Source organism: Janthinobacterium sp. FW305-128 (genome assembly GCF_020858135.1).
In the GTDB taxonomy this organism is placed as follows: domain Bacteria; phylum Pseudomonadota; class Gammaproteobacteria; order Burkholderiales; family Burkholderiaceae_D; genus Janthinobacterium.
In genome coordinates, this window is the sequence record NZ_JACYMK010000007.1 from 224,032 (window position 1) to 247,879 (window position 23,848).

Annotated in this window: 28 protein-coding genes; 2 read left to right on the forward strand and 26 right to left on the reverse strand. The window is 63.7% G+C overall.

The window, feature by feature from the left end; translation table 11 throughout:
• Nucleotides 1-73 precede the first annotated feature (73 nt).
• Entirely contained in the window at nt 74-2,248 is a 2,175-nt protein-coding gene (locus IGS60_RS16470; RefSeq protein ID WP_306798496.1) for a bifunctional diguanylate cyclase/phosphodiesterase, read from the forward strand.
• Here the strand turns inward: IGS60_RS16470 and IGS60_RS16475 are convergent.
• From IGS60_RS16475 to flgB, 14 genes are all read right to left on the reverse strand, one after another.
• Complete coding sequence (locus tag IGS60_RS16475) at nt 2,233-3,333, reverse strand: glycosyltransferase family 9 protein (protein ID WP_230505565.1); 1,101 nt, start codon at nt 3,331-3,333, stop codon at nt 2,233-2,235. The two genes, IGS60_RS16470 and IGS60_RS16475, sit on opposite strands and share 16 nt — an antisense overlap.
• A gap of 45 nt (nt 3,334-3,378) precedes the next feature.
• Complete coding sequence (locus IGS60_RS16480) at nt 3,379-4,347, reverse strand: IS1595 family transposase (protein ID WP_230505566.1); 969 nt, start codon at nt 4,345-4,347, stop codon at nt 3,379-3,381.
• Between the two features lie 171 nt (nt 4,348-4,518).
• Complete coding sequence (locus tag IGS60_RS16485) at nt 4,519-5,562, reverse strand: hypothetical protein (RefSeq protein WP_070219884.1); 1,044 nt, start codon at nt 5,560-5,562, stop codon at nt 4,519-4,521.
• Nucleotides 5,563-5,567: 5 nt separating this feature from the next.
• Nucleotides 5,568-6,479 (reverse strand): flagellar hook-associated protein FlgL, encoded by a 912-nt coding sequence (flgL, locus tag IGS60_RS16490; RefSeq protein WP_070219886.1) that lies wholly within the window; start codon nt 6,477-6,479, stop codon nt 5,568-5,570.
• A 10-nt stretch (nt 6,480-6,489) separates the two neighbouring features.
• Nucleotides 6,490-7,851 carry a flagellar hook-associated protein FlgK gene (flgK, locus tag IGS60_RS16495; protein ID WP_070219888.1) on the reverse strand — a complete coding sequence of 454 codons (1,362 nt, stop codon included), beginning with the start codon at nt 7,849-7,851 and terminating at the stop codon, nt 6,490-6,492.
• An 81-nt stretch (nt 7,852-7,932) separates the two neighbouring features.
• The gene (locus tag IGS60_RS16500; protein WP_070219914.1) at nt 7,933-8,322 is read right to left on the reverse strand and encodes a rod-binding protein; all 390 of its coding nucleotides are present in this window, start codon (nt 8,320-8,322) and stop codon (nt 7,933-7,935) included.
• A complete protein-coding gene (locus IGS60_RS16505; protein WP_070219890.1) occupies nt 8,322-9,434 on the reverse strand; it encodes a flagellar basal body P-ring protein FlgI in 1,113 nt (370 codons plus the stop codon). The genes IGS60_RS16500 and IGS60_RS16505 overlap by 1 nt, the downstream gene beginning before the upstream one ends.
• A 9-nt stretch (nt 9,435-9,443) precedes the next feature.
• Nucleotides 9,444-10,106: a flagellar basal body L-ring protein FlgH gene (flgH, locus tag IGS60_RS16510; protein WP_046685514.1), complete on the reverse strand. Its 663-nt coding sequence runs from the start codon at nt 10,104-10,106 to the stop codon at nt 9,444-9,446.
• 11 nt (nt 10,107-10,117) lie between these two features.
• Nucleotides 10,118-10,906 carry a flagellar basal-body rod protein FlgG gene (gene flgG / locus IGS60_RS16515; protein WP_170909686.1) on the reverse strand — a complete coding sequence of 263 codons (789 nt, stop codon included), beginning with the start codon at nt 10,904-10,906 and terminating at the stop codon, nt 10,118-10,120.
• A gap of 32 nt (nt 10,907-10,938) precedes the next feature.
• Nucleotides 10,939-11,667 carry a flagellar basal body rod protein FlgF gene (locus tag IGS60_RS16520; protein ID WP_070219896.1) on the reverse strand — a complete coding sequence of 243 codons (729 nt, stop codon included), beginning with the start codon at nt 11,665-11,667 and terminating at the stop codon, nt 10,939-10,941.
• A gap of 26 nt (nt 11,668-11,693) precedes the next feature.
• Nucleotides 11,694-12,872 carry a flagellar hook protein FlgE gene (locus IGS60_RS16525; RefSeq protein WP_070219903.1) on the reverse strand — a complete coding sequence of 393 codons (1,179 nt, stop codon included), beginning with the start codon at nt 12,870-12,872 and terminating at the stop codon, nt 11,694-11,696.
• A 58-nt stretch (nt 12,873-12,930) separates the two neighbouring features.
• A complete protein-coding gene (locus tag IGS60_RS16530) occupies nt 12,931-13,584 on the reverse strand; it encodes a flagellar hook capping FlgD N-terminal domain-containing protein (protein WP_070219904.1) in 654 nt (217 codons plus the stop codon).
• A 3-nt stretch (nt 13,585-13,587) separates the two neighbouring features.
• Nucleotides 13,588-14,004: a flagellar basal body rod protein FlgC gene (flgC, locus tag IGS60_RS16535; protein WP_034757795.1), complete on the reverse strand. Its 417-nt coding sequence runs from the start codon at nt 14,002-14,004 to the stop codon at nt 13,588-13,590.
• An 8-nt stretch (nt 14,005-14,012) separates the two neighbouring features.
• Nucleotides 14,013-14,375: a flagellar basal body rod protein FlgB gene (flgB, locus tag IGS60_RS16540; protein WP_034758109.1), complete on the reverse strand. Its 363-nt coding sequence runs from the start codon at nt 14,373-14,375 to the stop codon at nt 14,013-14,015.
• A gap of 281 nt (nt 14,376-14,656) precedes the next feature.
• Here flgB and flgA point away from each other — a divergent pair, with 281 nt between their 5' ends.
• The gene (gene flgA, locus IGS60_RS16545) at nt 14,657-15,277 is read left to right on the forward strand and encodes a flagellar basal body P-ring formation chaperone FlgA (protein ID WP_227742151.1); all 621 of its coding nucleotides are present in this window, start codon (nt 14,657-14,659) and stop codon (nt 15,275-15,277) included.
• 7 nt (nt 15,278-15,284) lie between these two features.
• Here the strand turns inward: flgA and IGS60_RS16550 are convergent, their stop codons facing one another.
• The 12 genes from IGS60_RS16550 to IGS60_RS16605 all read right to left on the reverse strand — a co-directional run bounded on the left by IGS60_RS16550 (nt 15,285) and on the right by IGS60_RS16605 (nt 23,842).
• The gene (locus IGS60_RS16550) at nt 15,285-16,037 is read right to left on the reverse strand and encodes a glycoside hydrolase family 73 protein (protein ID WP_070219908.1); all 753 of its coding nucleotides are present in this window, start codon (nt 16,035-16,037) and stop codon (nt 15,285-15,287) included.
• Complete coding sequence (gene flgN, locus IGS60_RS16555; RefSeq protein ID WP_083287147.1) at nt 16,024-16,464, reverse strand: flagellar export chaperone FlgN; 441 nt, start codon at nt 16,462-16,464, stop codon at nt 16,024-16,026. The genes IGS60_RS16550 and flgN overlap by 14 nt, the downstream gene beginning before the upstream one ends.
• Nucleotides 16,461-16,751: a flagellar biosynthesis anti-sigma factor FlgM gene (gene flgM, locus IGS60_RS16560; RefSeq protein WP_034757812.1), complete on the reverse strand. Its 291-nt coding sequence runs from the start codon at nt 16,749-16,751 to the stop codon at nt 16,461-16,463. The genes flgN and flgM overlap by 4 nt, the downstream gene beginning before the upstream one ends.
• Nucleotides 16,752-16,767: 16 nt before the next feature.
• Complete coding sequence (locus tag IGS60_RS16565) at nt 16,768-17,829, reverse strand: flagellar motor protein MotB (protein WP_070219910.1); 1,062 nt, start codon at nt 17,827-17,829, stop codon at nt 16,768-16,770.
• Nucleotides 17,756-18,670 carry a flagellar motor stator protein MotA gene (gene motA, locus IGS60_RS16570; protein WP_034757817.1) on the reverse strand — a complete coding sequence of 305 codons (915 nt, stop codon included), beginning with the start codon at nt 18,668-18,670 and terminating at the stop codon, nt 17,756-17,758. The genes IGS60_RS16565 and motA overlap by 74 nt, the downstream gene beginning before the upstream one ends.
• Nucleotides 18,671-18,726: 56 nt before the next feature.
• Entirely contained in the window at nt 18,727-19,470 is a 744-nt protein-coding gene (locus IGS60_RS16575) for a FliA/WhiG family RNA polymerase sigma factor (protein WP_046684903.1), read from the reverse strand.
• 33 nt (nt 19,471-19,503) lie between these two features.
• The gene (locus IGS60_RS16580; RefSeq protein ID WP_306798497.1) at nt 19,504-19,968 is read right to left on the reverse strand and encodes a flagellar basal body-associated FliL family protein; all 465 of its coding nucleotides are present in this window, start codon (nt 19,966-19,968) and stop codon (nt 19,504-19,506) included.
• Nucleotides 19,969-19,979: 11 nt separating this feature from the next.
• The gene (locus IGS60_RS16585; protein WP_230505567.1) at nt 19,980-21,143 is read right to left on the reverse strand and encodes a flagellar hook-length control protein FliK; all 1,164 of its coding nucleotides are present in this window, start codon (nt 21,141-21,143) and stop codon (nt 19,980-19,982) included.
• Nucleotides 21,140-21,418, reverse strand: a complete 279-nt coding sequence (locus IGS60_RS16590; RefSeq protein WP_227742152.1) for a hypothetical protein — start codon at nt 21,416-21,418, stop codon at nt 21,140-21,142. The genes IGS60_RS16585 and IGS60_RS16590 overlap by 4 nt, the downstream gene beginning before the upstream one ends.
• A gap of 31 nt (nt 21,419-21,449) precedes the next feature.
• The gene (gene fliS / locus IGS60_RS16595; protein ID WP_070219791.1) at nt 21,450-21,839 is read right to left on the reverse strand and encodes a flagellar export chaperone FliS; all 390 of its coding nucleotides are present in this window, start codon (nt 21,837-21,839) and stop codon (nt 21,450-21,452) included.
• Nucleotides 21,840-21,890: 51 nt separating this feature from the next.
• Nucleotides 21,891-23,315, reverse strand: a complete 1,425-nt coding sequence (gene fliD, locus IGS60_RS16600; protein ID WP_121669189.1) for a flagellar filament capping protein FliD — start codon at nt 23,313-23,315, stop codon at nt 21,891-21,893.
• 89 nt (nt 23,316-23,404) lie between these two features.
• Nucleotides 23,405-23,842, reverse strand: a complete 438-nt coding sequence (locus IGS60_RS16605) for a flagellar export protein FliJ (RefSeq protein WP_070289072.1) — start codon at nt 23,840-23,842, stop codon at nt 23,405-23,407.
• Nucleotides 23,843-23,848: the final 6 nt, after the last annotated feature.

Below are 23,848 nucleotides of genomic sequence, written 5' to 3' on the forward strand. Positions count from 1 at the left end.
CACTGCGCGTGACGCGTGCTAGTCTCGCTACTGCACCCACCTGTTTGCCAAGGCGGCCGTGCAAAGGACAGCCATGGATACAGCACCGCAAGCGGTACCTGCTCTGGATTCCTTCCCGCTCGGCCGCGACGGCGTGCCGCGCCATGTCGCGCCCCTGCTTGACGATGGCGTCTTCAGTCCGGAACGGATGAAGGCCGAACGCGAACAAGCTTATTTCAACGATTTATACCTGCTGGCGCCCGTCGCCTATTTCGTGCTCGGTCTCGATGGCGTGATCCTGCAGGTCAACCTGGTGGCGGCGGAACTGTTCGGCCTGGCGCGCGGACATCCCGGCCACGTGCTGTTCCGCTCCTATGTGCACGAGGCGTTCCGCCACGATTACGACCAGTTCGTGCAGCGCGTGCTCAACAGCAGTGAACCCGAGCGCATCCAGCTGCAGGTACAGCTGCCGCCGCCGCGTCCGGGCGCGCGCGAGGCCGGCTTGCCCGTCAGCCTGCTGGGCAGTGCCGATCCGAACGGCCAGACGCTGCGCCTGGTGCTGGAGCAGGCCGAAGGCAAATGGGCCGCGCTCGAACGCAGCGAAGAGCGTTTCCGGCGCATCGTGCACAGCGCCGAGGAGGGCATCTGGGAAATCGATGCGCAGGCGCTGACGAGCTTTGTCAATCCGAAGATGGCGCAGATGCTCGATTGCCAGATCGAGGATATGCTGGGCCAGCCGCTGGCCGCCTTCATGGATGAGGAGGGGCGCGCCATCCTGGAGCGCAACATTGCGCGGCGGCAGGACGGCATCGTCGAGCGCCACGAATTCAAGTTCCTGCGGCGTGACGGCAGCACCTTGTGGGCCACCCTGGCCACCAATCCCATCTTCGACTCCGCCGGCACCTACCTGGGCGCGCTGGCGCTGGTCAGCGACATCACGGCGCAGCGCGCGGCGTCCGAGCGCATCTGGCGGCAAGCCAATTTCGACCAGCTGACAGGCTTGCCGAACCGCCACATGTTTCTCGACCGCTTGCAGCACGAGGCGGCTCATGCCAAACGCGAAGGCGCTTGCCTGGCCCTGCTGTTCATCGACCTCGACCATTTCAAGCAGGTGAATGACCGCCTCGGTCACGAGAAGGGCGACATGCTGCTGCGCCAGGCGGCGCAACGCATCAGCGAGCGCGTGCGCGCCACCGATACGGTGGCACGCCTGGGCGGCGACGAATTCACCGTCATCCTGGCCGGCGTGGGGCAGCTGGGCGGCATCGAGCGCGTGCTGCAGGAGCTGACGGCCGCGCTGGCCCTGCCGTTCATGCTCGACGGCGACACGGCGCAAGTGTCGGCCAGTGTGGGCGTGGCCCTGTATCCGGCCGACGCCGAGGCGCCGGACACCTTGCTGCGGCATGCGGACCAGGCCATGTACGCGGCCAAGAGTGCGGGGCGCAACGGCTACAGCTATTTCACGCCGGCCTTGCAGCAGGCGGCCGAATTACGCCGCAGCACGGTGCGCGAGATGCGCCTGGCGCTGGCGCAGGACCAGTTCGAAGTGCATTACCAGCCCATCGTCCGCCTGCGCGATGGCGCCATCGAGCGGGCCGAGGCGCTGTTGCGCTGGCGACATCCGCTGCGCGGCTTGCTGGTGCCCGCCGATTTCATCGCCTTTGCCGAGGCGAACGGTCTGATCATCGATATCGGCGAGTGGGTGTTTCGCCAGGTCGTGCGCCAGGCGCGCAAGTGGCAGGACGAGCATGGCGCTCCGTTCCAGATCAGCATCAACAAGTCGGCCATGGAATTTCGCTGCGACGCCGCGCTGTACCAGGACTGGGGCGGGCATCTGGCGCGCCAGGGGCTGGCGCCGGGTGCCATCGTCATCGAGACGAGGGAAGCGGTGCTGCTCGACGAGGGGCGCCAGGTGGTCGACCGGCTGCGCCAGTTCCGCGCCATGGGCCTGGCCCTGGCGCTCGATGATTTCGGCAGCGGCCAGGTGTCGCTCGCGTGCATCAAGAAGGCCGACATCGATTTTCTCAAGATCGGCCGTTCCCTGGTTGGCGAGCTGGGGCGCGATGGCGACGGGCAGGGCCTGTGCGAGGCGATCATCGCGCTGGCGCAGCGGCTGGGGCTGAAAGTCGTGGCCGAAGGCGTGGAGACGGCGTCGCAGCGCGACCTGCTGCGCGCCGCCGGCTGCGACTATGCGCAAGGGTACTTTTTTTCGCGCGCGTTGCCGGCGGGACAGATGGACCGCCTGCTGGCGTCTCAGCCGGCGGCCTGAAGCGTTTCCTGCGCCTGCCCGCCGCCTTCCATCAGCTCTTCCACGGCGGCCAGCGTCTCGGCGGCGCTGACCGAGGCCAGCGTCAGGCCCGGTGCCAGGATGACGCGGTAATGGCGGCTGGCCGGATAGAACCAGCGGTAGTTGTCGGTGCGGATGTAGTAGCCGACGATTTTCTTGTCGTATGCCGAGGCGATGTGGATCACCGACGTGTCGGGCGACAGCACCAGTTCGCAGCGGCGGATCAGGGCCGCCAGCTCCAGTATGTGGCCGGTGGGTGGCGCGCTCATCACGTTGGCATGGCCGGCGCCGTGCACGATTTCGGCGGCGCGCGCCTCGGTGCCCGGCGCGGCGATCACCAGCAGCGCATGGCGCGGATAGCGTGCCGCCAGGGCCGCGCAGCAGCGCTGGGCGTCGGTCACGCTGACCGTGCGCTGCGCATTGCTGCCCTGGAAATTGAGGCAGAACAAGCCTTCATGTGTACGCAGCAAGGTGTCGCAGGCGGCGTCGACCCGGGCCGCGTGCGCATCCACGCCGAACAGTTCATAGCGCATATCGATGTCGCGCAAGCCAAATTGTTCGAAGGTGGCGAAAAAGCTGTGCAGGATGTGGCGGCTGCGGTCGCAGGACACGGTATGGTCGAACATGCCCAGCTTCGCCGTCGAGGTGCCGTACTTGGGAATGGCAAAGCCCGTCAGATAGCGCGCACCCAGCCATTTGATACGCAGCAGCAGGGGAATCGAAAAGCGGTTGTAGGGATTGAAGATGACGTCGTAGCGGCGCCGGCGCAGCTCGGCGATGGTGCTGCGCAAGTCGCGCAGCAGCGGCTGCTTGTCCCAGATCAGGATCTCGTTCACATGCGGGTTGTCGGCGATGACATCGCGGTTGGCGCTGCTGGCGGCCACGTCGATCTGCCAATGCGGATAGTTTTTCTTCAGCTCGCGCAGCAGGGCCGAGGTGACGATCATGTCGCCGATCTTGTCGTTGCGCAAAATCAGTACCTTGCGCACCTTGGCGATATCGAGGGGCTGCTTGCCGGATTTGCCCAGCAGGGCATAGCTGATCAGCCGGGCGGCGGTTTTTATCAAGGAAACTCCGGAAGTAGCTGGCGACAGCAGCATCTTACGGATTGGCTATGTCACCGTCAAATGTGGGAACTCGCCCAGTGTTGCCTTCAATAATGTTTCTGGGGAGCGGATGCGCCCGGCGTCCAGTATCCAGCGCCACCCCAGGTAATTCGGCAGATAACGGCTGGCCACCCCATGGAAGATGCGCAGCCAGCCGCGCAAGCGGCTGTGATACGCGTTGACGTTCTGCACGTGGGCAGCGCCCTGCACGCGGATGCCGGCGCGCACATTGACGGCCTGGTGGCTGATCCCCGCTTCCTTGGCAAAGGCGCGATAGGCAGCGTGGCCGTCGGTCATCAGCAAAATGTCCTTGTCGATCACGGGCGGCAGGCAAGCATGCAGCTGCGCCTTGGTCAGCGCCCCTTTTCCCGCGACGAAATCGCGGGTTTGTCCCGTGCGGTCGCGCGCCACCAGGATGCAGACCTGCTCATTGGAAATGCCGCGCTTGTGGGCATGGCTGCCACGGCGGCGCGCCGGACGGGTCAGATGCCGCGCGCCCTTTTCCGATTCGAGCACATACAGCTCGTCCGCTTCGGCGATGCCATGCAGGCAATGGGGCCGGTCCGTCTTGGCCAGGCTTAAAAACCGGTGGCGCCAGCGAAAGGCGGTGTTGCGGTGCACGCCCAGCTGGCTTGCCGCCTTGCGCACGGAAGCCGATTCGAGCAGGCAATAGGCGTAGTCGAGCCACAAGGTCTTGTGGCGCAAGCGGGCCAGCGGCGTGCCGGTGAGCGCATTGAAGGTGCGCCCGCACGGCACGCAACGGTAGCGCTGCAGTCCATGCGCATGACCGTGCCGGTGCGCATGGCTGCTGTTGCAGGCGGGACAGTGTAACCGCTGCCGGGCCACGCTTTCGAGCAGTGCCACGGCGGCGTTCTGCGATCCTGCCCCGCGCAGCAGAGCAGTGCTCGCCTGACGCTGGCGACGGCTCAGTGCGGCAAACTGGGCGATGAAGGTTTTCCATTCGGCTGGCTGCATGGATGGCTCCCGTTTGTCTGATAGGTACAGTCAGACAGCCGGGCCTGGGGAAGATTCCTTGAGTTCCCCTATTTGTCGGGGACAGAGCCTACGGATTTCCACCGTCCTGAGCTAGGGGGGCGTGCCCCATTATTGCCGCGTGCGCCAGGGCGGCGCACGCGCGGGGAGCGATTATTCGAGGCCCAGCAGGGCGACGACTCTCTCGCGGCTGATGCCGACCAATGCCGAGCTGATCGCCAGCAGCGATTCATAGCCGGGCTCGCTGGCCTTTTGCGTGAAGTTTTCCGCCAGGGTATCCATGCTGACGTGCACCTGCACCGGTTGCGCTCGGGCAACTCGTCCCGTCGCCTGCGCCAGGGCCAGGCTGACGGAGCTGCGCGCCGCCTGCAACTGCGCCAGCGCCTGCACCACTTGCTGCAAGGTGGCGCGCAGGGCTTCCACGTCGCCGGTATGCCATTCTTCCGGGGCGATGGCGGCCGGCTCCGCATCCGTGCGCACGCGGCTCATCTGGCCGGTCGGATAGCGGATGCCGCTGCCGCGCACGGACAGGCTGTCGCGCACGTTGGCCCAGGCCGCTTCCGACGTGCTGAACACCAGTTCGCCATTCTCGCCCAGTTTGACGCCGATACCCGATGGCATCAAGGCGCGGTCGAAGCGCGAGACGATTTCGTTCGCGCTCAGGCCAGGTTCGATATTGACCGAGCGCAATGCCTGGTTCGCGCCGCCGACGGAAAACGCCAGCACTTCCTGCGGGCCTTCCTGCAGGCTGGCCATGGTCAGGCCGCGGATGCTGAAGTTTTGCTGTGCCGCGCGCGGGCTGGTATAGCTGAGTTGTGCGTCGAGCGTGCCGCCCGAGGCGCTGGCGCGCTGGCGCCAGGTATTGCTGAACTGGCGTACTCTCGCTTCGACTTGCCCTTCGCGGCCCTGGCGCGCGGCCAGCTTGGCCGCCAGCTCGCTTTTCAGCGCTTGCAACTGGCTGCTGCTGCGTTCCAGGTAGTCGAGCGTTTGCTGCGCGTTGGAAATCTCCCCCTGCAGCTGGTGATCCCAGTTGCTCAGGCCGCGTTGCAGGCTCGCCGTCGACCTCTTCGCCGCCGGCGCATCGCTGCGCGCGCTGGCGCTGCCGTTGATGGCGGCGGACGCGTCATCGACGACGCGGGCTGTGCCGGCGCCTTTGGCATTGACGCCGGAAGAGGAGGGAGTCTGAACGATTTGCATGATGGTCAGAGAAGATCAAACAGGGAAATGGTGCCAACCTTGGCGTATGCCTTGTATGTTGCCTGCAGGGCTGTCTGGTAGCCGGTCAGTTCGATGGCCGCCGCGCCCATGTCGGTCTTTTTCAGGTCCAGCAGGGCCGAATCGTTCGACAGCGAGACATTGGCCAGGTTGCCGGACAAGGTGGACAGAATGTTCTGCGCGCCGCCGAAGATGGCGATCTTGCCCGAGAGCAGATCCATGCCGTCATCCGTGCCATTCAGGCCTGCGCCCACCACGGCCCGCACGGCCGGGTCGTTCGGGCTGACGCCCGGCGTGCCGAGGGTGGTGATGACCTGGTCGATCTTGTTGAGCCATACTTCCAGATTCTTCACGTCGACGTTGGCCGCCTGCGTCACGCCATTGCCCACCACCACGGTCTGCGTGTCGGTATTGCCGATGTAGCTGTAGCGCGAGCCGGCAGCCGCCGTCGCGTCGTACTTGATCGCCGGCTGGTCGGTGGCGGTGCCGGAAAACATGTAGCGGCCTTCCTGGTCCTTCAGGTTGGCCGTGTACAGCACGCTGTCGCGCATGGCGACCAGCGATTGCGTCATCGCATTCAGGTCGTCGGGGGCGTTGCTGCCGTCGGCCGCCCACACGAGCAGGTCGCGCGCCTGGCCCATGTCGGTAACCATGCTCGACAGGTAGTTTTCGTTTTTCAGCAGGCGCACTTTGACTGTGGCGATATTGTCCTGGTACTGGGTGACCATGGCCTGCTCGCGCGTCAGGCGCGAAATGCGCACGTTGCCGATCGGGTCATCCGACGGCAGCTGGATGCGCAAGCCCGACGCCATCTGTTGGGTCAGGTAATTGATGCGTTCTTGATTTTGCTGAAGAGAAATATTAATCAGCGATTGGTACTGGCTACTGGCAACACGCATGATCTTCTCCTTAACCCATCATTTGCAAAGTGGCGTCAAACAAGGTATTCGCCACGGAAATGACTTTCATGTTTGCCTGGTACATATTCTGAAATTCGACCAGGTTCATCGCTTCTTCGTCCTTGTTCACGCCGCTCGTGGATTTCCAGTCGTCGATCGCTTGCGCGCGCACCGTGCTGGCCGTCTTCAGCAAGGCCTGGTTCTGCTGGCTGTAGATCGCCAGCTTGCCGACCAGCTGCGTGTCCGCGTCGCTCATCAGGACGGAACCCACCCAGCTGACGTTGATCGGTTGATTCTTGATGTCGATCAATTTCTGCAAGTTGCCGCTGTCGCCGGCCTGGCCCGTCAGCGACAGGGCCAGGTCCTTGGCGTTGAAGCCAGGGGTAATGCTCAGCTTGCCGTTCGCGTAGGCCAGCAGGGGACCGCCGGCCGTGCCGGCCATGGTTGTTCCCAGCGCCAGTTGCGCGTTGACCTTGCTGGTCAACTGGGTGGCCATGTCCTGCAGCGACTGCTGCAGCGGTTTCAGGGTATTTTTTTCGAACTCGCCCAGGCCGCCCATCTGGCCGCCGATGGCGACCAGATCGAGCGTGTACGAGGACTTGGCGAAATCGAGGCTCAGCGTCTGGTCGCCCGTGTTCGTCATGGTGCTGCTCAGGGTGCCGGCCAGGCTGCCGATGACCAGCGGCTGGCCCGACTTCAGCGAGACATTGCGCGAGCCGTCCGGCTGGTCGAGCACCTCGATGCCCATTTGCGAGGCCAGGCCATCGATCAGCTGGTCGCGCGCATCCATCAGCGACGACACGTTCGTGCCCGACGCCGTGGAGGTGCTGATACGCTGGTTCAACGCGGCGATATTGGCCAGGGTGGTATTGGCTTGCGGCACAATCGCTGCCCGTTGTTGCTGGACCGACAGCAATTGGTTGCCCATGACCGTGCTGATGCTGTTGAAGCGCTGCGCCATGGCATCGGCGGAAGTGACGATCTGCTGGCGCAGCGGCGTCGACGTCGGGTCGACGGCGGCCGCGTTCAGGGCCTTGAAGAAACCGTCGATGCCATTGCTGATGCTCGACGCATCGTCGCCCATCACGCGCTCGAGCTGGGTCAGGTAAGGCTGGGTCTGCGAGCGGGCGCCCTGGTCGGACGCGGCACGCCACATTTGCTGGCTCTTATAAGCATCGGCAAAACGCAGCAAGGCGGACACTTCCACGCCATTGCCGGCCGAACGCACGCCGGCGGTGGCGCCAAGCGATGACAGCAGCACACCCTGGCGCGTATAGCCCGCCGTTTGCAGGTTGGCGATGTTCTGGCTGGCCGCATTGAGTGCGGCCTGGGCGGCGATGCTGCCTGACAATGCATTGCTGATGATGCTCATTGGGCAAGTTTCTTTCGTGAAGAGTGTGGCGCGTGCGGGTGGGCAGGCACTGAATCGTTGTTACCTTGTACAGGCGACGCTTCAGACGGATTTATTAAGCGGCGCCGCAATATTGTCGGTCTTGACAGCGCCACGGGCTGTCACCGGGGCGCCGGCAGGCGGCAGCAGCTGGCGCAGGATGGCGTCGGCGATGCCGAAGGCGCGCTGGCCGGCCATCTTGTCGGCCACCAGGTTATCAGCCATTTCCAGCATGTCGCTGTTGACCGGGTCCTTGAAGACGCTGTCTTCGCCCGCCATCTCGCGCGTGCCCGAACGCATCTGGCGCAGCATGTGCGAGATGAAGAAGGCTTCGAACTTGACGGCCGCCTCGGTGGCCTTGGCCGCATAACGGGGATCGGCCGGCGTGGCCGCGGCGGGCGTCTTGTCGTCGAGGGCCGAGGGCAGGGCGCCGCTGCTGTCGTTGATATTCATCATATGACCACCAGTTCGCCTTCGATGGCCCCTGCTTGGTCCAGGGCTTGCAGAATTGCCATGATGTCATCGGGCGAGGCGCCCAGGCTGTTGACCACGTCGATAATCGACTGCAGCTTGGCACCGGCCGGCCATTTGAACATATTGCCATTGCCCTGGTCGACGGACACTTTCGACTGCGGCGTAACGGTGGTCTGGCCGCGGCCGAACGGCGCCGGCTGGCTGACGGCCGAACTTTCGGAAATGACGACCTTGAGCGAGCCGTGCGTGACGGCGGCCGCCTTGACGCGCAAGCCTTCGGCGATGACCACGGTGCCGGTGCGCGAATTGAAGACCACTTTCGGCGTATCGACGCCGACATCGACGGAGAGCGCTTCGAGCTTGGCCATGAAGGCCACGCGCTGGGTCGGGTTTTCCGGCGCCAGTACTTCCACGCTGGTGGCGTCGCGCGTGGTGGCGACGGCGCCAAAGCGGCGGTTGACGGCTTCGACGATATTGATGGCCGTCTCGAAATGCGGGTGGCGCAAGTTCAGGGTGACGGTCGGCTTGGTCGAGAAATCGCTGAGGATTTCGCGTTCGATGTTGGCGCCGTTGGGAATGCGGCCCGAGGTTGGCGTGTTGACGGTGACGGACGAGCCGCTCTTGCCGGTGGCGTTCAAGCCGCCGACGACGACGTTGCCTTGTGCCAGCGCATACGTTTCGTTGTCGGCCGCGCGCAATTGCGTCAGCAACAAGGTGCCGCCGCGCAAGCTTTTCGCATCGCCCAGGGACGACACGGTGACATCGATGGCCTGGCCACGGCGGTATCCTGGGGGAAACACGGCACTGACCATGACGGTGGCGACGTTCTTGCTTTTTGCTTCGGCGCCGTCGGGCATCTTCACGCCGAATTGCTTGAGCATATTGACCACGGACTGGCTGGAAAACTTCACCTGGGTGGTGTCGCCGCTGCCGTTCAGGCCCACGACGAGGCCGTAGCCGACCAGCGGGTTGTCGCGCACGCCCTCGATACTGACCAGGTTGCGCAGCACTTGCGCGGCGCTGGCGGGCAGGGCAAAGCCGGAGAGCGCGGCCAGCATGGCTGCCAGGGGCAGGGCGGAACGAAATTTCATGAGCTCACCTTAAAACGGCATCCATGGGCCGACGAAGAAGCGCGTCAGCCAGCCTGGTGTATTGGCTTCGGCCAGGGTGCCCTGGCCGGAATAGGCGATCTGTGCATTGGCGATGCGCAGGGACGAGACCTGGTTGTTCGAATCGATGTCGGCCGCGCGCAGGTAGCCGCGCAGGCGCACGAATTCCTCGCCCTGGTTCAGGGTCAGCGTTTTCTCGCCCTGCACGCGCAGCAAGCCGTTCGGCAGCACTTCCTGCACGATCACGGTGATGGCGCCGGATAGCGCATTTTGCTGCGTGCTGGTCGAGTCGCCGGCGAAGTTGCGGTCGGCCGACAGGTCGATGCCCGTCTTGGGGAAGGTCTTGCCGAGGATGTTGGCCGCATTCACGCCGACGGACGAACCTTTGTTGAACGAGGTGCCGGCCTTCTTGCTCGCCTGCGTGGTTTCCTGCAGGGCCACCGTGACGACGTCGCCGACGCGGAAGGCGCGGCTGTCCGAGATCAGGTCCAGGCCCGCGTCGGGATTGAAAACGCCGCCGCCCACGCCGCCGCGCGCAGCGCTGCGCGGCGCCACGGGCAGCGGCGTATCGGAAAAGCTGGGCGCCACCGGCGCGGCCGGCTGGCTGGCGCAACCGGCCATCAACACCAGCAGCATGGCTGCCGTGGCTTTCATGGCGATTCTCATCAGCGTGCCGCTTGCGCCAGGTATTGCAGCATATTGTCGGCGGCCGACAGCACCTTGGTGTTCATTTCATAGGTGCGCTGGGCAGCGATCATGTCGACCATCTCTTCGACCACCTGCACGTTCGAGCCTTCCAGCGCGAACTGTTTCAGCTTGCCCAGTGCGCCTTCGCCGGGACGGCCTTCCGTCGGCGTGCCGCTCGATGCCGTTTCCTGGAACAGGTTTTCGCCCAGTGCCAGCAGGCCCGTCGGGTTGACGAAGCTGGTCAGGTTCAGCTGGCCCAGCTGGGTGCCGTTGACGTTGCCCGGCACGGTGGCCGTGACCATGCCGTTTTCACCGATGGTGATCGCCGTCGCATTGTTCGGCACGGTGATCTGCGGCACCAGCGGCAAGCCCTGGGCGTTGACCATCACGCCGTTTTCATTGATGCCGAGCTGGCCGGCGCGCGTGTAGGCCGCTTCGCCGTTCGGGCGCAGCACTTGCAGGAAGCCGTTGCCGGTGATGGCGACGTCGAATTCGCGGCTCGTCGTTTGCAGGCTGCCGGTGGTAAACACCTTTTGCGTGCCGACCATGTGCGTACCGTTACCCAGCTGCACGCCCGATGGCGACAGGGTATTGTCGGCGCGCTGCGTGCCCGGCTGCTGCTCGACCTGGTAAAACAGGTCTTCAAAGACGACGCGGTCGCGCTTGAAGCCAACGGTATTGACGTTGGCCAGGTTGTTCGCGATGGCTTGCAGCTTGGCGTCTTGTGCCTGCACGCCGGTCTTGCTGATCCACATTGCTGGATTCATGATTTACTCCTGGTAATTGGTTGGCGTTGGGCTCAGGCGCCCAGCAGGCGGTTGCCGGACTCGGTCATCGCGTCGCTGGCCTTGAAAATTTTCATTTGCATTTCGAAACTGCGGTTCAGGCTCATGGTGGCGACCATTTCCTCGACGGCCGACACGTTGCTGCCTTCCAGGTGACGGTCGCGCAGGCGCACCGCCGGGTCGGCCTGCAAGTCTTCGCCGCTGCGTGCCACGATCAGGCCCGCCTCGTTCTTCGTCAACTCGCCCGATTCCGCATTGACCAGCTTGAGCTTGTCGACGGTCTGCATTTGCGCCGTCCCTGGCACCTGGATGGAAATCGTGCCATCGGCGCCGATCGACAGGCTGGTGTGCTCGGGAATCGTGATCGGACCGCCTTCGCCCAGCACGGGCCGGCCGTTGATGGTCAGCGCGCCCGTTTCATCGAGGTCCATGGCTCCGGCGCGCGTGTAGGCTTCACCGTTCTGCCATTGCACAGCGAGAAAGCCGGGGCCCGTGACGGCCACGTCGAGTTCGCGTCCCGTTTCCTTGATGGCGCCCGTGCGCGTGCCGACGGCGCTCGACTGCGTCTGCGTCATGTGGCGGTCGTCGTAGCCATAGCCGTTTTGCAGCGGCTGGGCAGTGGACACTTCCAGGTTGGCGCGAAAGCCGCCCGTCTCGATATTGGCCAGGTTGTTGGCGTGTACCTGCTGTGCCCGCAGGGCACGGTCGGCCCCGCTCATGGCGGTATAAATCAGCGCATCCATTGCTTTTTACCTTTGCGTATCGTGGATTACAGCGCTTGCATCAGCGATTGCAGCATGGCGTTCTCGGTCGAGATGACCTTCGAGTTCGCCTGGTAGTTGCGCTGCGACGTCATCAGGCCCACCAGTTCGGAGGTGATGTCGACGTTCGACTGTTCCAGCGAGCTCGTCACCAGTTTGCCGGCCATGCCGACGCCCGGACGGTCATAGATGGCGGTGCCGGAGGTGGTCGAGGCGACCCAGCTGGTATCGTTGACGGCCGTCAGCCCGCCTTCGTCAGGGAAGGTGGCCAGGGCGATCACGCCGATGCTTTGCTTCTGGCCGTTCGTGTATTTGGCCACGACGGAGCCGTCGTCGGCCAGTTCCACGCCCGTGTAGGTGCCCGAGGCATAGCCGTCGGCGCGGTCGGTCGAGGTGGTCGCTTCACCGGCGAACTGGGTCGTGCCCGTGTAGTCGATGGCGATCGACAGCGCTGCGGCGCCAGGCGGCGTCGGGAACACCGGCGTGGCGGTCGTTCCGGTCACCAGCTTGCCGTTCGTGTCGAAGGTCATGCTCGTCACCGGCGTCACATCGGTATTGTCAAAGGTGTAGTGCACGTCCACGCCCGTCGCCGTCTTGACGAAGTACTGGCCCAGCGAGTGCTTGGCGCCCAGCGAATCGTAGACGATCGAGGACTTGGCGCTGTTGTAGCTCAGTTCGTTGGTCTTGTTGAAAGGCACAGCCTTGATGGTCCATTCGGACGACATGTTGGCGGCATATGCCAGCTTGGTCGATGCCACGGCGGGAATCTGGCCCGTCGGAATGTTCATGTCGCCCATGGTGCCCAGGGTGGTGCTGCCTTTGACGGCGGCATAGCCCTGTACCAGGCGGCCGTTCGAGTCGATCAGCTTGCCATCGCTGCTGGCCGAAAAGATGCCGACCCGGCTGTAGCTCATGGTGTTTTGCGCATCGCGCGCGACGAAAAAGCCGCGGCCGTCGATGGCCGCGTCGAGCGCGCGGCCCGTGTTCAGCACGCCGCCAGTGAGCGACATGCTTTGCGTGATCGAGCCGATTTCCGTGCCCGTGGCGCGCGAACCGGCATACATGGCCGAAAAGTTGGCGCGGCTGCTCTTGAAGCCGTAGGTGCCGGCATTGGCGATATTGTTACTGGTGCTGTTCAACTGTTGGTTGATGGACTGGATACCGGACAGGGCGATGTCGAAACTCATGTTGACTTCCTTTAGTGAAGGACGAGATTAGTGTTCAGGAAACGAAGGGGCGAGCGGATCAGGCCGTCTTGCCGTTGAAGCCGGTGATCGCGCCAGGGTTGACTTCGCCCAGGTTCGACACGCTCAAAATCATGCTGCCGCCGGACGACAGGCGCACGCTATTGAGCTTGCCCGCGATGTCGACCGATGGTTTTTCGGTGCCATTGGTGGTGACCGCCATGGTGTACGTGCCTGCAGGCAAACCCAAGGCGACGGGATCGATGGTGAACGGCACCGTGCCGGCCGACTTGGCGCCCAGTTCGATCTTGTATTCCTTGTCGTCGATGCCTTTCAGGGTCACGGTGGTCTTGGTGGTGCCGGCCGCCAGCGCGATGCTGCCGCTGACCTTGCTCTTGTCGAGCTGCACCGTTTCGCTGTTGACCATGACTTCGGAGCCTACCTGCGCGCCCAGAGCCAGCACCTGCATCGATTGCAGCACGCTGGCATTGGCGCTGGTCAGCGTCGACAGGTTTTGCATCGCTTCCGTCTGCGCCTGCTGCGTCAATTGATTGACGAACTGGCTCGGATCGGTCGGCGCCAGGGGATCCTGGTTCTTGATCTGCGCGACCAGCAACTTGGTGAACATATCCTGGGTGGCATTGTTTTGCGATTTGACGGCATTGTTGTTGCTGCCGCTGCCGCTGGTGTTGTTTGTAAAGAGATTGGTTTCCATGGATTATGCTTCACCTAATTTGAGGAGCGATTGCTGCATCGACTTGATGCGGCCCAGAACTTCGACATTGGTTTCAAACGCGCGCGAGGCCGACATCATGTCGGTCATCTCGGCTACCTGGTTGACATTGGGGTAGAACACCATGCCGTCGGCGTTGGCCATCGGGTGGCCCGGTTCATACACCTTGCGCAGCGGCTCATCGCTTTGCACCACGTCGAGCACCTGAACGCGTCCGCCGGCGCCGCTGGCGCCCGGGCCATCCATCACGGCCGCAAACACGGGTTTGCGCGCGCGGTAGGTTTCGCCTTCGGAACCGGCAACGGAATCGGCATTGGCCAGGTTGCTGGCGATGGTATTGAGGCGCACGGTCTGCGCCGCCATCGCCGAACCGGCGATCTTGGAAATATCCTGGAAGCTCATGCTGATCCTTATTGTCCGGAAATGGCCTTGGACAGACCCTTCAGTTTCATGTTGACGAAAGTGAGGCTGGTCTGGAAGTCGGTGGCATTCTGCGAGAACGCCGCCTGCTCGACGCCGATTTCGACGGTATTGCCGTCGCGGCTGGGGTGGTAGGGTACGCGGTACAGGGCACTGGCATCGTCATCGGTCGACAGCAGGCCGGCCTCGTTATCCTGCAATTGTTGCAGGGCGCTGCCGAAATCCATGTCCATGGCCTGGAAGCCGGGCGTGTTTTCATTGGCGATGTTGGCCGCCAGCACGCGTGTACGGTCGGCACGCAGTGCGAGTGCATCGGCATGCACGCCCAGCGCATCCTTGAAATTAATCCCCATGGTCATCCTTTGTGTTGAATTCGATCGTGCTTTTTGCGGTTTGGTCCAGAAAATAAGTGGTGCAGAGGTAAAATCCCAGCCAAGTCATGTTGACGCATGGTAAGGTCATGCCGCTTCAGTATCTTTGATTAAGGTTAGCAATGATTTACTTTGAGAACTATTCCGTGATGTGGAACAAGGCGCAATGTCGTCACATACTGCTGCCAAGCCTATTTTTACTGACCAGCCTATATAGTAGTGCAGGTCGCGCAGAATTGCCAGCCGACAATATATTTTCACGTGTGGAACAGCTAGCTCGCGAGCAATTGACACAGCAGGCGGCCACGGCGGGACTGCTGGAACCCCAGTTTCAGGTGACCGTCGTGAAAAGCACGCGCCCCATGCCGGCGTGCGCCGCGCCCGTTGCGCTGGAAACGGCGGACAGCCGCTCGGCGCAGCGCATGCGCTTTGTCGCAGTGTGTCCTGGAAGCAACGGATGGCGTTACGAAATGCTGGCGCGCGGCAGCATCACGGCGCAAGTGGCCGTCACCAGCGCCCCCGTCACGGCCAATACGCCGTTGCAATCGGGTGACGTGGTGCTGGCGCGGCGCGACGTGACGATGGTGCCGGACAGTATTTCTGCCTTGCCTGGCGCGATTGGCCTGTCGAGCCGGCGCAGCTTGCGTGCCGGCGAAGTGCTGCGCCAGGGACAGCTGGCCTCGCCCGTGCTGATCAAGCGGGGCAGTGCGGTCAACATCGTGGCGCGCAAGGAGCAGGTGGAAGTGAGCATGGCCGGCGAGGCGATGGATCCGGGCGCGCTTGGCGAGCTGATCCGCGTGCGCAACGCCACCAGCGGCACGGTGATACGCGCCAGGGTGGTCGATGCGGGCGTGGTGGAGCCGGCCGAACTTCCCGGCCGTTAAAGGGAACTTACTCGGCGGCGGCCGTGCGCTGCAGACGTGTCGCCAGCTGGGTCAGCTTGGCGGCATAGTTGGGGTCGGTGGCATAGCCGCCGCGCGCCAAACCCTGCGCGAAGGCGCCCGCGTCGGCGCCCGTGTTGAGGGCGGCGCGGTAGCGTGGATTGTCGAGGAGCACTTGCGCATAGTCGCGGAAGGCGCTGGCCTGGTCCGGGTAGCTGCGGAAGCGCTCGGTTTTCTTCAGCGCCGTGCCGCTGCCGGCCTCGTATTCGGTCGTCAGGTTGCTGGCCACGTCGCCCTGCCATTTGCCGCCGGCCTTGATGCCGAACAGATTATTGGTGTCCGCGCCCGTGCCCTGGCGCAGCGGACGCTGGCCCCAGCCCGATTCCAGCGCCGCGTGGGCGGCGACGATTTCCGGCGCCACGCCCAGGCGCGCGCCCGTTTCTTCCGTCCATGGCTTGATCGAGGCGAGGAATTGCTGCTGCGTTTCGCCGATCTCGCCGCCCTGGCTGATGGCGCCCAGCACATTGACGGGCTGGCTTTGCTCCAGGTAGGCGCGTCCTTGCGGGCTCAGGTTGGTGGCGTTGCCGCCGCCCTGTTCGATGAAGCGGGCCACTTCGCCCTGTACTTGCCGGAACACGCTGCCAAAGCCGCCGCTGGAGGCCGTGGATTCGGTGGCGCGCATATTGCTCTGCACGGCATGGGTCGCCGCCGTCGATGGCGTCGCCGCCGTGGCGCGGGTGGTCAGGAAATCAGCCTGGCGCATACGTATCTTCCTCGCCATGCAGCACGCGCTGCATGATGCTGTACTGCTCTGTTAATAAATCGCTGTTGCGGGCATTCAGGCGCTTGCATTCGAGCACCATCTGCTCGAGCGCGGCCCAGTCGCGCTGGGCGGTGGCACGCGCGTCTTCTTGTAACAGCGCAAACAATTGGGGCATGTCGCCTTGCGGGCCCAGCAGGGCGGTGACGAGACTGACACGCTGGCGGCGGCGTGCGTCGAGTGGCTCGACGGCGGCGACGACCTGGTCGGCCAGCGCCGTCAGCCGGGTGCTCTGGTGGTGCAAGGTGGCCTGAAATTGCTCTTCCAATAAGGTTTGCAGCGCGGCATAGCCGGCGCGGTCATCCGTCATGCCTTGCAGCACGCGGCGCACGGCTTCCTGGCGCGTGATGCCCTTGCGCGGCGCGGTCACGATTCGCCGCCGTGGAAACGCTGGATCAGGCCCGCCAGTTTCGATGGATCGAACGGCAACTCGCCCTTGGCCAGCGCATCGCGCAGCATGGCCACTCTTTCATGGTCGATCTCGGGCATGGCGCGCAGGGCGGCCATGGCCGGCTGCAGCACGGCCGATTGCAGTTCCGCCCCGGCCGACGAGCCGCCCATGGCGCCGGCGGCGCCCGCGTTTTCGGCGATCGCCTCGGCCGGCGCGACGGCGCTGCTGCGCACGGCAGCACCGGTGTTGCCGGAGGAGATTTTCATACGTTGTCCCTTGCCCTTAATTTGCATGCTCTTCCCGATCTTTCTTTGCGGGCAGGCCCAGTTTTTCGCGCAGGCGTTGCAGGGTTCCGGAGTCCGGTTCACCCACCTGCAGCTCGTCGCCTTGCGGCTTTTGTCCGGCCATGCCGAACATGGCGGCGATGCTGTCGGCCTGGCCACGCGTCAATATTAACAGTTCGATGCGGCGATTGATGCCGGCGCTGGCATTTTTCACGTCCAGCGGCGCGCGGTCGGCCATGCCGACCACTTGCAGCACGCTGTCCGGACTCATGCTGCCGATCAGCAATTGCGCGCGCGCCGACATGGCGCGGTTGGCCGACAGGGTCCAGTTCGAGAAGCCTTCGTAGCCGGTATTGGCGTATTGCATTGAGTCCGTATGGCCGACGATCAGCATCTGGTTCTCCATTTGCGCAAACACGGGCCCCATCTGGCGCAGCAGCTTGCGGAAACGGTCGGTCGGCACGGCGCTGCCGCGCACGAACATGCCTTGCTTGTCCGTATCGTGCAGCATGACGCGCAAGCCGTATGGCGTGATCACCGATTGCAGGTTGCTCTTCAGTCCCGCTTCGTCGCTGAGCTTGTCGAGCGCGCGCGACAGGGACAGCAAGTCTTCCGGCGACTGGTAGCTGACCTTGGTCTGGTTTTGCGGCGCGGCGCCAGCCTTGCCGTCCTGCGTCTGCTTGCCTTCCGTGCGTGTGTCGCCGGTGCCCTTGCGGGGCATGGGGAAGCGCTCGATCAGGCTGCCGCGCGGGCCGCCTTTCTGTTCCGGCATGACGCCCTGGCCTTCGCCCTGGCGGCTGCCTGCCGATGCGTCCATCATGATTTCCTTCATCGCCTGCTGCTCACGCGCGGCCATCAGCCACAGCACGAGGAACAGCGACAGCAGGGCCAGGCAAAAGTCGGCGAACGCTACTTTCCAGGCGCCGCCATGGCCATCGTCGTCATGCTTGCGGCCGGCACGCTTGATGATGGCCTGTTCATGTTTCTCATGCGGCTTTAGCACGGCGGCCTCCCCGGCCTTGGCCTTGCTCTTGTTCGGCGCCGCCATCTTCCAGCGCATTGATCCAGCTTTCCAGCTGGGCGAAGCTCGGTTTGATGTTCAGCTGCACCAGGCGGCGGCCCGCATCGATGGCCAGCAGCGGCGGTTTGCCCGCCACGTGCGTGACCAGCACGACCTTCACGCATTCCATGGTCGAGCCTTCCTCGCCCACCAGCTGTTTCATCATGTTGCACATCGGATCGAGCACGCCGTAGCAAAAGAAGATGCCGATGAAGGTACCGACCATGGCAGCGCCCACTTTTTCCGAAATTTCCGCCGCGTCGGCGCCGTCGGCCACGGAATTCATGGCCATCACGATGCCGAGCACGGCGGCCAGAATACCGAAGCCGGGCATGGCTTCGGCGATCTTGTGCAGGGACTTCGACGGCTGCAGCAATTCGTCGTGGATGGCTTCGAGTTCCTGCTCCAGCACGCCTTCGAGTTCATGCGCGTTGATCTTGCCCATCGCCATCAAACGGAAGTTGTCGACGATAAAGGCCAGCAGCTTCGGCTCTTCCAGCACCAGCGGATAGCGCTGGAACAGGGCGCTTTCGCGCGGCGCCTCGACGTGGGCGTCCAGCGCCTTCAGGCCGCCGGCGGCCGTTTGCAGCAGTTCATACATCAGCAGCAGCAACTGGCGCTGGAATTCCGAGCCTTGCTTCTTGTGCGTGACGATCTTGCGCATCTGGTGCAGCATTTCACCGAGTACATGCTTCGGGTTGCCCAGCACCAGGGCGCCGACGGCGGCGCCGATGATGATGATCAACTCGACCGGTTGCCAGATCGCGTGGACGGTGCCGCCCATCAGGGCGAAGCCTCCGAATACACACCCCATCACGATTAAGATACCGATAATTACCATGTCAACTGCCTTTCTGCGTCATTGTGCTGCGTCAATTTGATGGATAGTGCTGAAACTTATGCGTCTTGCAGCATGGCTTTCATCTTGCCCAGCGCCGTCTTGTTGAGCTGGCAGACGCGGGCGTCGCTCAGGTCCAGTACGGCGGCTATTTCCTTGTAGCTCAGTTCGAATTCGTAATACATCTGGATCACGCGCTGCTCGCGTTCGTCGAGCGCGCGCAGCGCCTGCTCCAGGCTGCGCCGCACCATCAATTGCTCTTCCGGGCTCGGTGCGCTGTCGGCCTGTCCCAGGCTTTCCTGCAGCACTTCATCGAAACTGGCGATCAGCTCGGCGTTTTCCGCCAACTGGTATTCCTGGAAAGCTTCGGGCGTCAGCTTCAGCGCGGCCATGATTTCCGCGTCCAGCGGCTCGCGTCCGAGGCGGCGGGTCAGGGCGCGCACGCTGTCGCGCAGTCGGTGGCTTTCCTGGCGCACGGCGCGCGGGCGCCAGTCCTGGCGTCGTAGTTCATCGAGGATGGCGCCACGGATGCGCAGGCTGGCATAGCTGCCGAAAGACTGGTCCGGCACGCCGTAGCGGCGCAAGGCTTCGAGCAGGCCCATCAGGCCGATCTGTTCCATGTCGTCGCGGTCGATGGCGCCCGACACCTGCGAATTGAGCTGGCGCACGATGCGTTTCACCAAAGGGGAGTACGCCACCAGATGTTGTTGCTCTTCAGCAACGCTGAGCACGGCCGCGCAAGCGCTGGCGGCCGCATATTCGCCGGCGCCATACGCTTCCTGGTATTGCTCTACATAGGCCAAGGGATCTCCCACTAGGTCGGCTGGCGTGTTGGCTTATTCAATGATCAGCTTGCCGACCATGACTTCGGTGAACGGTTTTTCCATCTGTTCACGCTCGTAGCTGACATTGAAGGCTTTGTTGATCTGCTCGGCATATTGTTCCACGGTCATGGTCTGCGCCTTGTCCAGCGGAAAACTCGACAGGGTGCTGACGGCGATCGAGCGCATCAGCGGCAAGTGATCCTTGGTCAGCTTTTCCTTTTCCTCGGTGGTGGCGATCACCAGGTCGGCCGACAGGTAATGCGTTTCGCCTTCGCCGGGGCCGCGGCGCAACATCACGATGACTTTGTCCAGCGTGAGGAACTTGCGCGCCTTCTTGCCCGTGGCGGGCGGTGGCGGGGCTTTCGCTTCGGCGACATCGGCATGGCCGGCGACCGGCTTGGCCAAATACCAGATGGCGCCGCCAGCGGCGCCGGCGGCCAGCACGGCCACGCCGACAAAGCCGGCTATCAGTTTCATTTTCATATTCATCAGGCGGTCTCTCGCTCGTGGCTGGCGTATGTGGTAGCGGCGGTGCTGCCGTCGGACAGGGCGCGTCCCGGCTCGGCGTCGTCCTGCTGGCGGCCCGGCTGACGCTGGCCGCGCGCATCGCCTTCGGCGAACGCGTGGGCAGCGGGGCTGCGCGGGGTGGCGCTGATATTGACGGCCACGTCGGTGTACTGGCGCTGCGCCAGGTCGCTGCGCATGTTCTCGCCGATGCCTTGCAACTGGCGCAACACTTCCGAATTCGACGCCGTGACGTTCACCTGCAGCGCGCCGGCCGTATGGCGGATGGAAATTTCAATGCGTCCCAGCATGGGCGGCTCGAGGCGGATCGTCGCGTGTTCGCTGTTGCGGCCGATCTGCGTCTGCAGGCGTTCGCCCAGCGCTTCGCGCAGCGGTTCCTGCCATTGCTGGGCTGGGCCGTTGAGCTTGATGGTGTCGCCGGCCGGGGCCGCTGTGGCCGTATTGCCGACCGCGCCCGTCAGGCCCAGGTTGGGCGTGGCCGGTGCCGGCGTCGCGGCGCCACGTTCGCCTTCGCGCGCGGCAACGGCAGGCGCGGCGACGGCGGTTGCCGGAGCGCTTTGCTGCAGCAGCGATTCGAACGGCTGTGCCGGCGCGCCGCCCTTGGCGGCCGTCGCCGGGTTGGCGGCGGCCAGCGGCTCGCGCGTGTCGCGGCCTGGCGCTGGCGCCGTTGCCGGTGCGTTTAGGGTGACCGCCGACGGATGCAGGCTGATGTTGAGTGCCGGATTGGCTTGCGCCGCATTCGCCTGCACCTGTGTCTGCGCTTGTGTCTGTACTTGCGCCTGGGCGGCGGCACGCGCCTCGGCTGCGGCCGCGTCCGTTGGCGGCAGCATGGTCACCGGCAAGCCGATAACGGGGGCGGCCATGGCCGGCAGGCTGCTGTCGGCCTGGCTGTCGCTGTCGCTCTCCTTCGCGGGAGCGGGCGTGTCGGCGTCGGCCGTTTCCACGCCCGTCACGTCAAGCACCTGCGCAAACAGGGGCAGGGCGGAGGGCACGGCGCCAGTAGCGGCATAGCCTGGTGTGCCGGGCAAGGCGGCGGCCTGTGACGGCGCTGCCGCCGGTGCTGGTGCAGCTGCCGCAGGGCTCGCCGGTGCCGGAGCGGCCGGCGCCGTGTTGAAGTTCATGATCATGCTTGATTCCCGTCCGAGTCGTATTCGCCGAGCGCGGCGTAGGCGACCCAACCTTCCTTATTTGCCTGTAATGCACCCAGGTGTTGACCCAGGCGTTCTTTTTCCTCAGAGCAAATTTTAACCGCTTGCGCGTGATTTTTGCGCAATTGCAACAATTCTGTTTGTTCCAGCGCACTCCATGCGCCCCGTTCGGCCAGCAGGGGGATGTTTTTCGCCAGGCTGGCGGACAGTTTTCCCATTGCTTCCCAATCCGCTTGCGCGATGGCGGCGCTCAATTGCCGGTTCAGCTGTTGCAGGATGCCGCGCCTAGGCATTGTTGGCCTGGACGCCCACCCAGCCGCGCTTGATGGTGGTCATCAGGGTCGTCACTTCGTCGATCAGGGTCGGGTCGAGCTTGATGCCGGCCGTGTACAGGCGCGCCACGCAATAGTCGTACAGGCGGGCCAGGTTGACGACCACTTCGCCGCCATTGTCGAAATCGAGCGAGCTCGACAGACCGTTGATGATCTGCGTGCATTTATCCAGGCTGATGGCCTTTTGCTCGTAGCGCTTGCCTACGATATGCCCGCGCGCGCGCGCCAGTTCTTCCAGCAGGCCGTCCGTCAGCACCAGTACCAGCTCGACCGGTGTGGCGCGGGCGGTCTGGGCATCCAGGTTGACGGCATGGTAGTTGCCGTAAGCTTCATTGTTTAACATGTCTTATTTCTCACTGTCTAAACTTGCGGCGGCGCGGCAGGCACGCTCGCCTTAGGATTTGTCGTTGCCAAACATGGCGTCGAACATGTCGACCGTCTTGTACATCTGTTCCTGCATGACTTGCAGGCGCGTATATTGATCCAGGAAACGCTTGTAGGCCGTGTTGTACTGGCTCGTCAGCAGGTCGGTGCTTTTGCTCAGCGACTTCTGCAAGCTGGTATTCGCATCGAGACGCTGCACCAGCTGGCCCTTGGTGATATTGCTCCATTGGCCCAACGCCTTGTCCAGGCCGCCTAACACGCCCGATGGGGCCGACAGGCTGTTGTTGCCAAACAACTTGTCCAGGTCGCCAGGGTTCGATGCCAGCTTGGCGGTCAGCTTGGCCGTATTCAGGCTCAGCGTGCCGTCGCGGTTGGCGGTCACGCCGTAGGAGACCAGCGAGACGCCGCCGACGCTTTGGCGCAGCAGATTGTTCAAATTGCTGCGCAGGGCGTTCAGGCCGGAATCGTGGGCAAAGATGCCGGCCGCGACGTTCTTGTCCGGGTCGCCGGAACTGGCCAGGCCGTCCAGCACGCTTTTCAGCTTGTTGTAGGCATCGACGAATGCCTGCACATTGGTTGCCGTGCCGCCGCTGTCGGTTGCCACCGTGACCGTCACGGGCGCGTCGCCCGTGTTCATGGCCTTGGTGAAGGTCATTTTCACGCCCGTCACGTTGGTAAAGGTATTCGACGCCTGCGTGATTTGCGTGCCGGTGTCCTTTGCGCCCAGCCAGACGATGGCGTCCTGCGCCTTGACGACTTCCTTGATGTTGGTGGCCGCGTCCGTCACCAGGGCCTTGGTCAGCGCGGTATTCGTCACGCTCGACGCGTCCAGCGTGACGGCGTTTTCCTTGCCCGTCAGGTTCGATGTCAATACCAGCTGCGCCTGGTTGCCGATGGTGACGATGGAAGCCGTCACGCGCGAATTGTTCTTGCTGTTGCCATTGATGGCGGCGGCGATTTCCTGCGGCGTCAGGTTGCCGTCGGCATCCTTGTCGGCGGCACTCAGGTCGATGTCAAAGCTGTTGTCTGCGGTGACGGGGGCCAGCGGATCGCCGATCCGCACGGCCAGCGTGCCGCTGCCGGCGGCGGGGCTGCTGGCGAGGCCGCTGTACGAAGTCTGGCTGGCTGTGGCCAGTTGCTGCACGAAAAAGGAATAGCTGCCGGCAACTGCCGTGGCATCGGCCGTGCCGCTGCCATAGGCGGTATTGCTGAAGGTGGCGGACTGGCTCAGCAGCGACTTGCTGCTGCTCATGGTCGTCATCGTACTTTGGAAGGCGCTCATGGCCAGCTTCAGGTTGTTCAGCGCCGCGGCCGTGGTGTTGGCCAGTGCGGTTTGCTTAGTCAATTTGTCCTGCTGCGCCGCGACCGACTTGGTAGCCAGGTTTTTTGCAGTGACGAGCGGATCGTATTGCGGTGCAGTAATTACGTTTGCCATGCCAGACTCCTGAATAAAGGGATATACCGGTACAAGGCGACCCCCATTCCCGTTTTGTGAAGTTTTCCTGAAAGAAACTTACACCAACCTCATTTTACCTGTCCGCGGAACCAGAATTGCGTCGCCAGCTCGTCTTGCCGCTTGGCATCGACACGTTGTTGCTCATTTGCAACATGTTTTTGTTTTTGCGTCAGCACCTGGTCCAGCACTTCGCGCTTGGCCCAGGCCGTATTGAGCGCGCGTTGCGAGACGGCCATGTTGGCCTCGTGTAAATGCAGGTCGGTACGGTGCTGGTCGGCCATCTGCATGACGGCTTGCTTGAAGTTGCCGCAGTTGACGGACAGGGCCAGGGGCAGGGCGCCGCTGGGGCCGCTATCCGTGTACAGACCCGTCAGGCGTTCCAGATTTTTCTGGTAGCGCTCGCGCACGGCCGTCTGCGCCGCCATTTCGCCTTGCAGGCGTTCCACTTCGGTGCTGCGCAGGCCGACCAGGGTGGTCAGGTTGCGGATGGTATGCGCGTCGCTCACGTATGC

Bases quoted from the DNA above. Each gene is read 5' to 3' on its own strand.
- fliD (WP_121669189.1), bottom strand. From the start codon at position 23,315: ATGGCAAACGTAATTACTGCACCGCAATACGATCCGCTCGTCACTGCA.
- IGS60_RS16470 (WP_306798496.1), top strand. From the start codon at position 74: ATGGATACAGCACCGCAAGCGGTACCTGCTCTGGATTCCTTCCCGCTC.
- IGS60_RS16480 (WP_230505566.1), bottom strand. From the start codon at position 4,347: ATGCAGCCAGCCGAATGGAAAACCTTCATCGCCCAGTTTGCCGCACTG.
- IGS60_RS16580 (WP_306798497.1), bottom strand. From the start codon at position 19,968: ATGAAACTGATAGCCGGCTTTGTCGGCGTGGCCGTGCTGGCCGCCGGC.
- IGS60_RS16530 (WP_070219904.1), bottom strand. From the start codon at position 13,584: ATGGAAACCAATCTCTTTACAAACAACACCAGCGGCAGCGGCAGCAAC.
- IGS60_RS16520 (WP_070219896.1), bottom strand. From the start codon at position 11,667: ATGGATGCGCTGATTTATACCGCCATGAGCGGGGCCGACCGTGCCCTG.
- flgL (WP_070219886.1), bottom strand. From the start codon at position 6,479: ATGCGTGTTGCCAGTAGCCAGTACCAATCGCTGATTAATATTTCTCTT.
- IGS60_RS16485 (WP_070219884.1), bottom strand. From the start codon at position 5,562: ATGCAAATCGTTCAGACTCCCTCCTCTTCCGGCGTCAATGCCAAAGGC.
- IGS60_RS16525 (WP_070219903.1), bottom strand. From the start codon at position 12,872: ATGAGTTTCGACATCGCCCTGTCCGGTATCCAGTCCATCAACCAACAG.
- IGS60_RS16550 (WP_070219908.1), bottom strand. From the start codon at position 16,037: ATGCGCCAGGCTGATTTCCTGACCACCCGCGCCACGGCGGCGACGCCA.
- flgH (WP_046685514.1), bottom strand. From the start codon at position 10,106: ATGAAAGCCACGGCAGCCATGCTGCTGGTGTTGATGGCCGGTTGCGCC.
- IGS60_RS16565 (WP_070219910.1), bottom strand. From the start codon at position 17,829: ATGCGCTGGAAGATGGCGGCGCCGAACAAGAGCAAGGCCAAGGCCGGG.
- IGS60_RS16500 (WP_070219914.1), bottom strand. From the start codon at position 8,322: ATGAATATCAACGACAGCAGCGGCGCCCTGCCCTCGGCCCTCGACGAC.
- IGS60_RS16585 (WP_230505567.1), bottom strand. From the start codon at position 21,143: ATGATCATGAACTTCAACACGGCGCCGGCCGCTCCGGCACCGGCGAGC.
- flgM (WP_034757812.1), bottom strand. From the start codon at position 16,751: ATGAAAATCTCCTCCGGCAACACCGGTGCTGCCGTGCGCAGCAGCGCC.
- motA (WP_034757817.1), bottom strand. From the start codon at position 18,670: ATGGTAATTATCGGTATCTTAATCGTGATGGGGTGTGTATTCGGAGGC.
- IGS60_RS16505 (WP_070219890.1), bottom strand. From the start codon at position 9,434: ATGAAATTTCGTTCCGCCCTGCCCCTGGCAGCCATGCTGGCCGCGCTC.
- flgK (WP_070219888.1), bottom strand. From the start codon at position 7,851: ATGAGCATCATCAGCAATGCATTGTCAGGCAGCATCGCCGCCCAGGCC.
- fliS (WP_070219791.1), bottom strand. From the start codon at position 21,839: ATGTTAAACAATGAAGCTTACGGCAACTACCATGCCGTCAACCTGGAT.
- flgB (WP_034758109.1), bottom strand. From the start codon at position 14,375: ATGGGGATTAATTTCAAGGATGCGCTGGGCGTGCATGCCGATGCACTC.
- flgC (WP_034757795.1), bottom strand. From the start codon at position 14,004: ATGAGCTTCCAGGATATTTCCAAGATCGCCGGTTCGGCGATGGCGGCG.
- flgG (WP_170909686.1), bottom strand. From the start codon at position 10,906: ATGAATCCAGCAATGTGGATCAGCAAGACCGGCGTGCAGGCACAAGAC.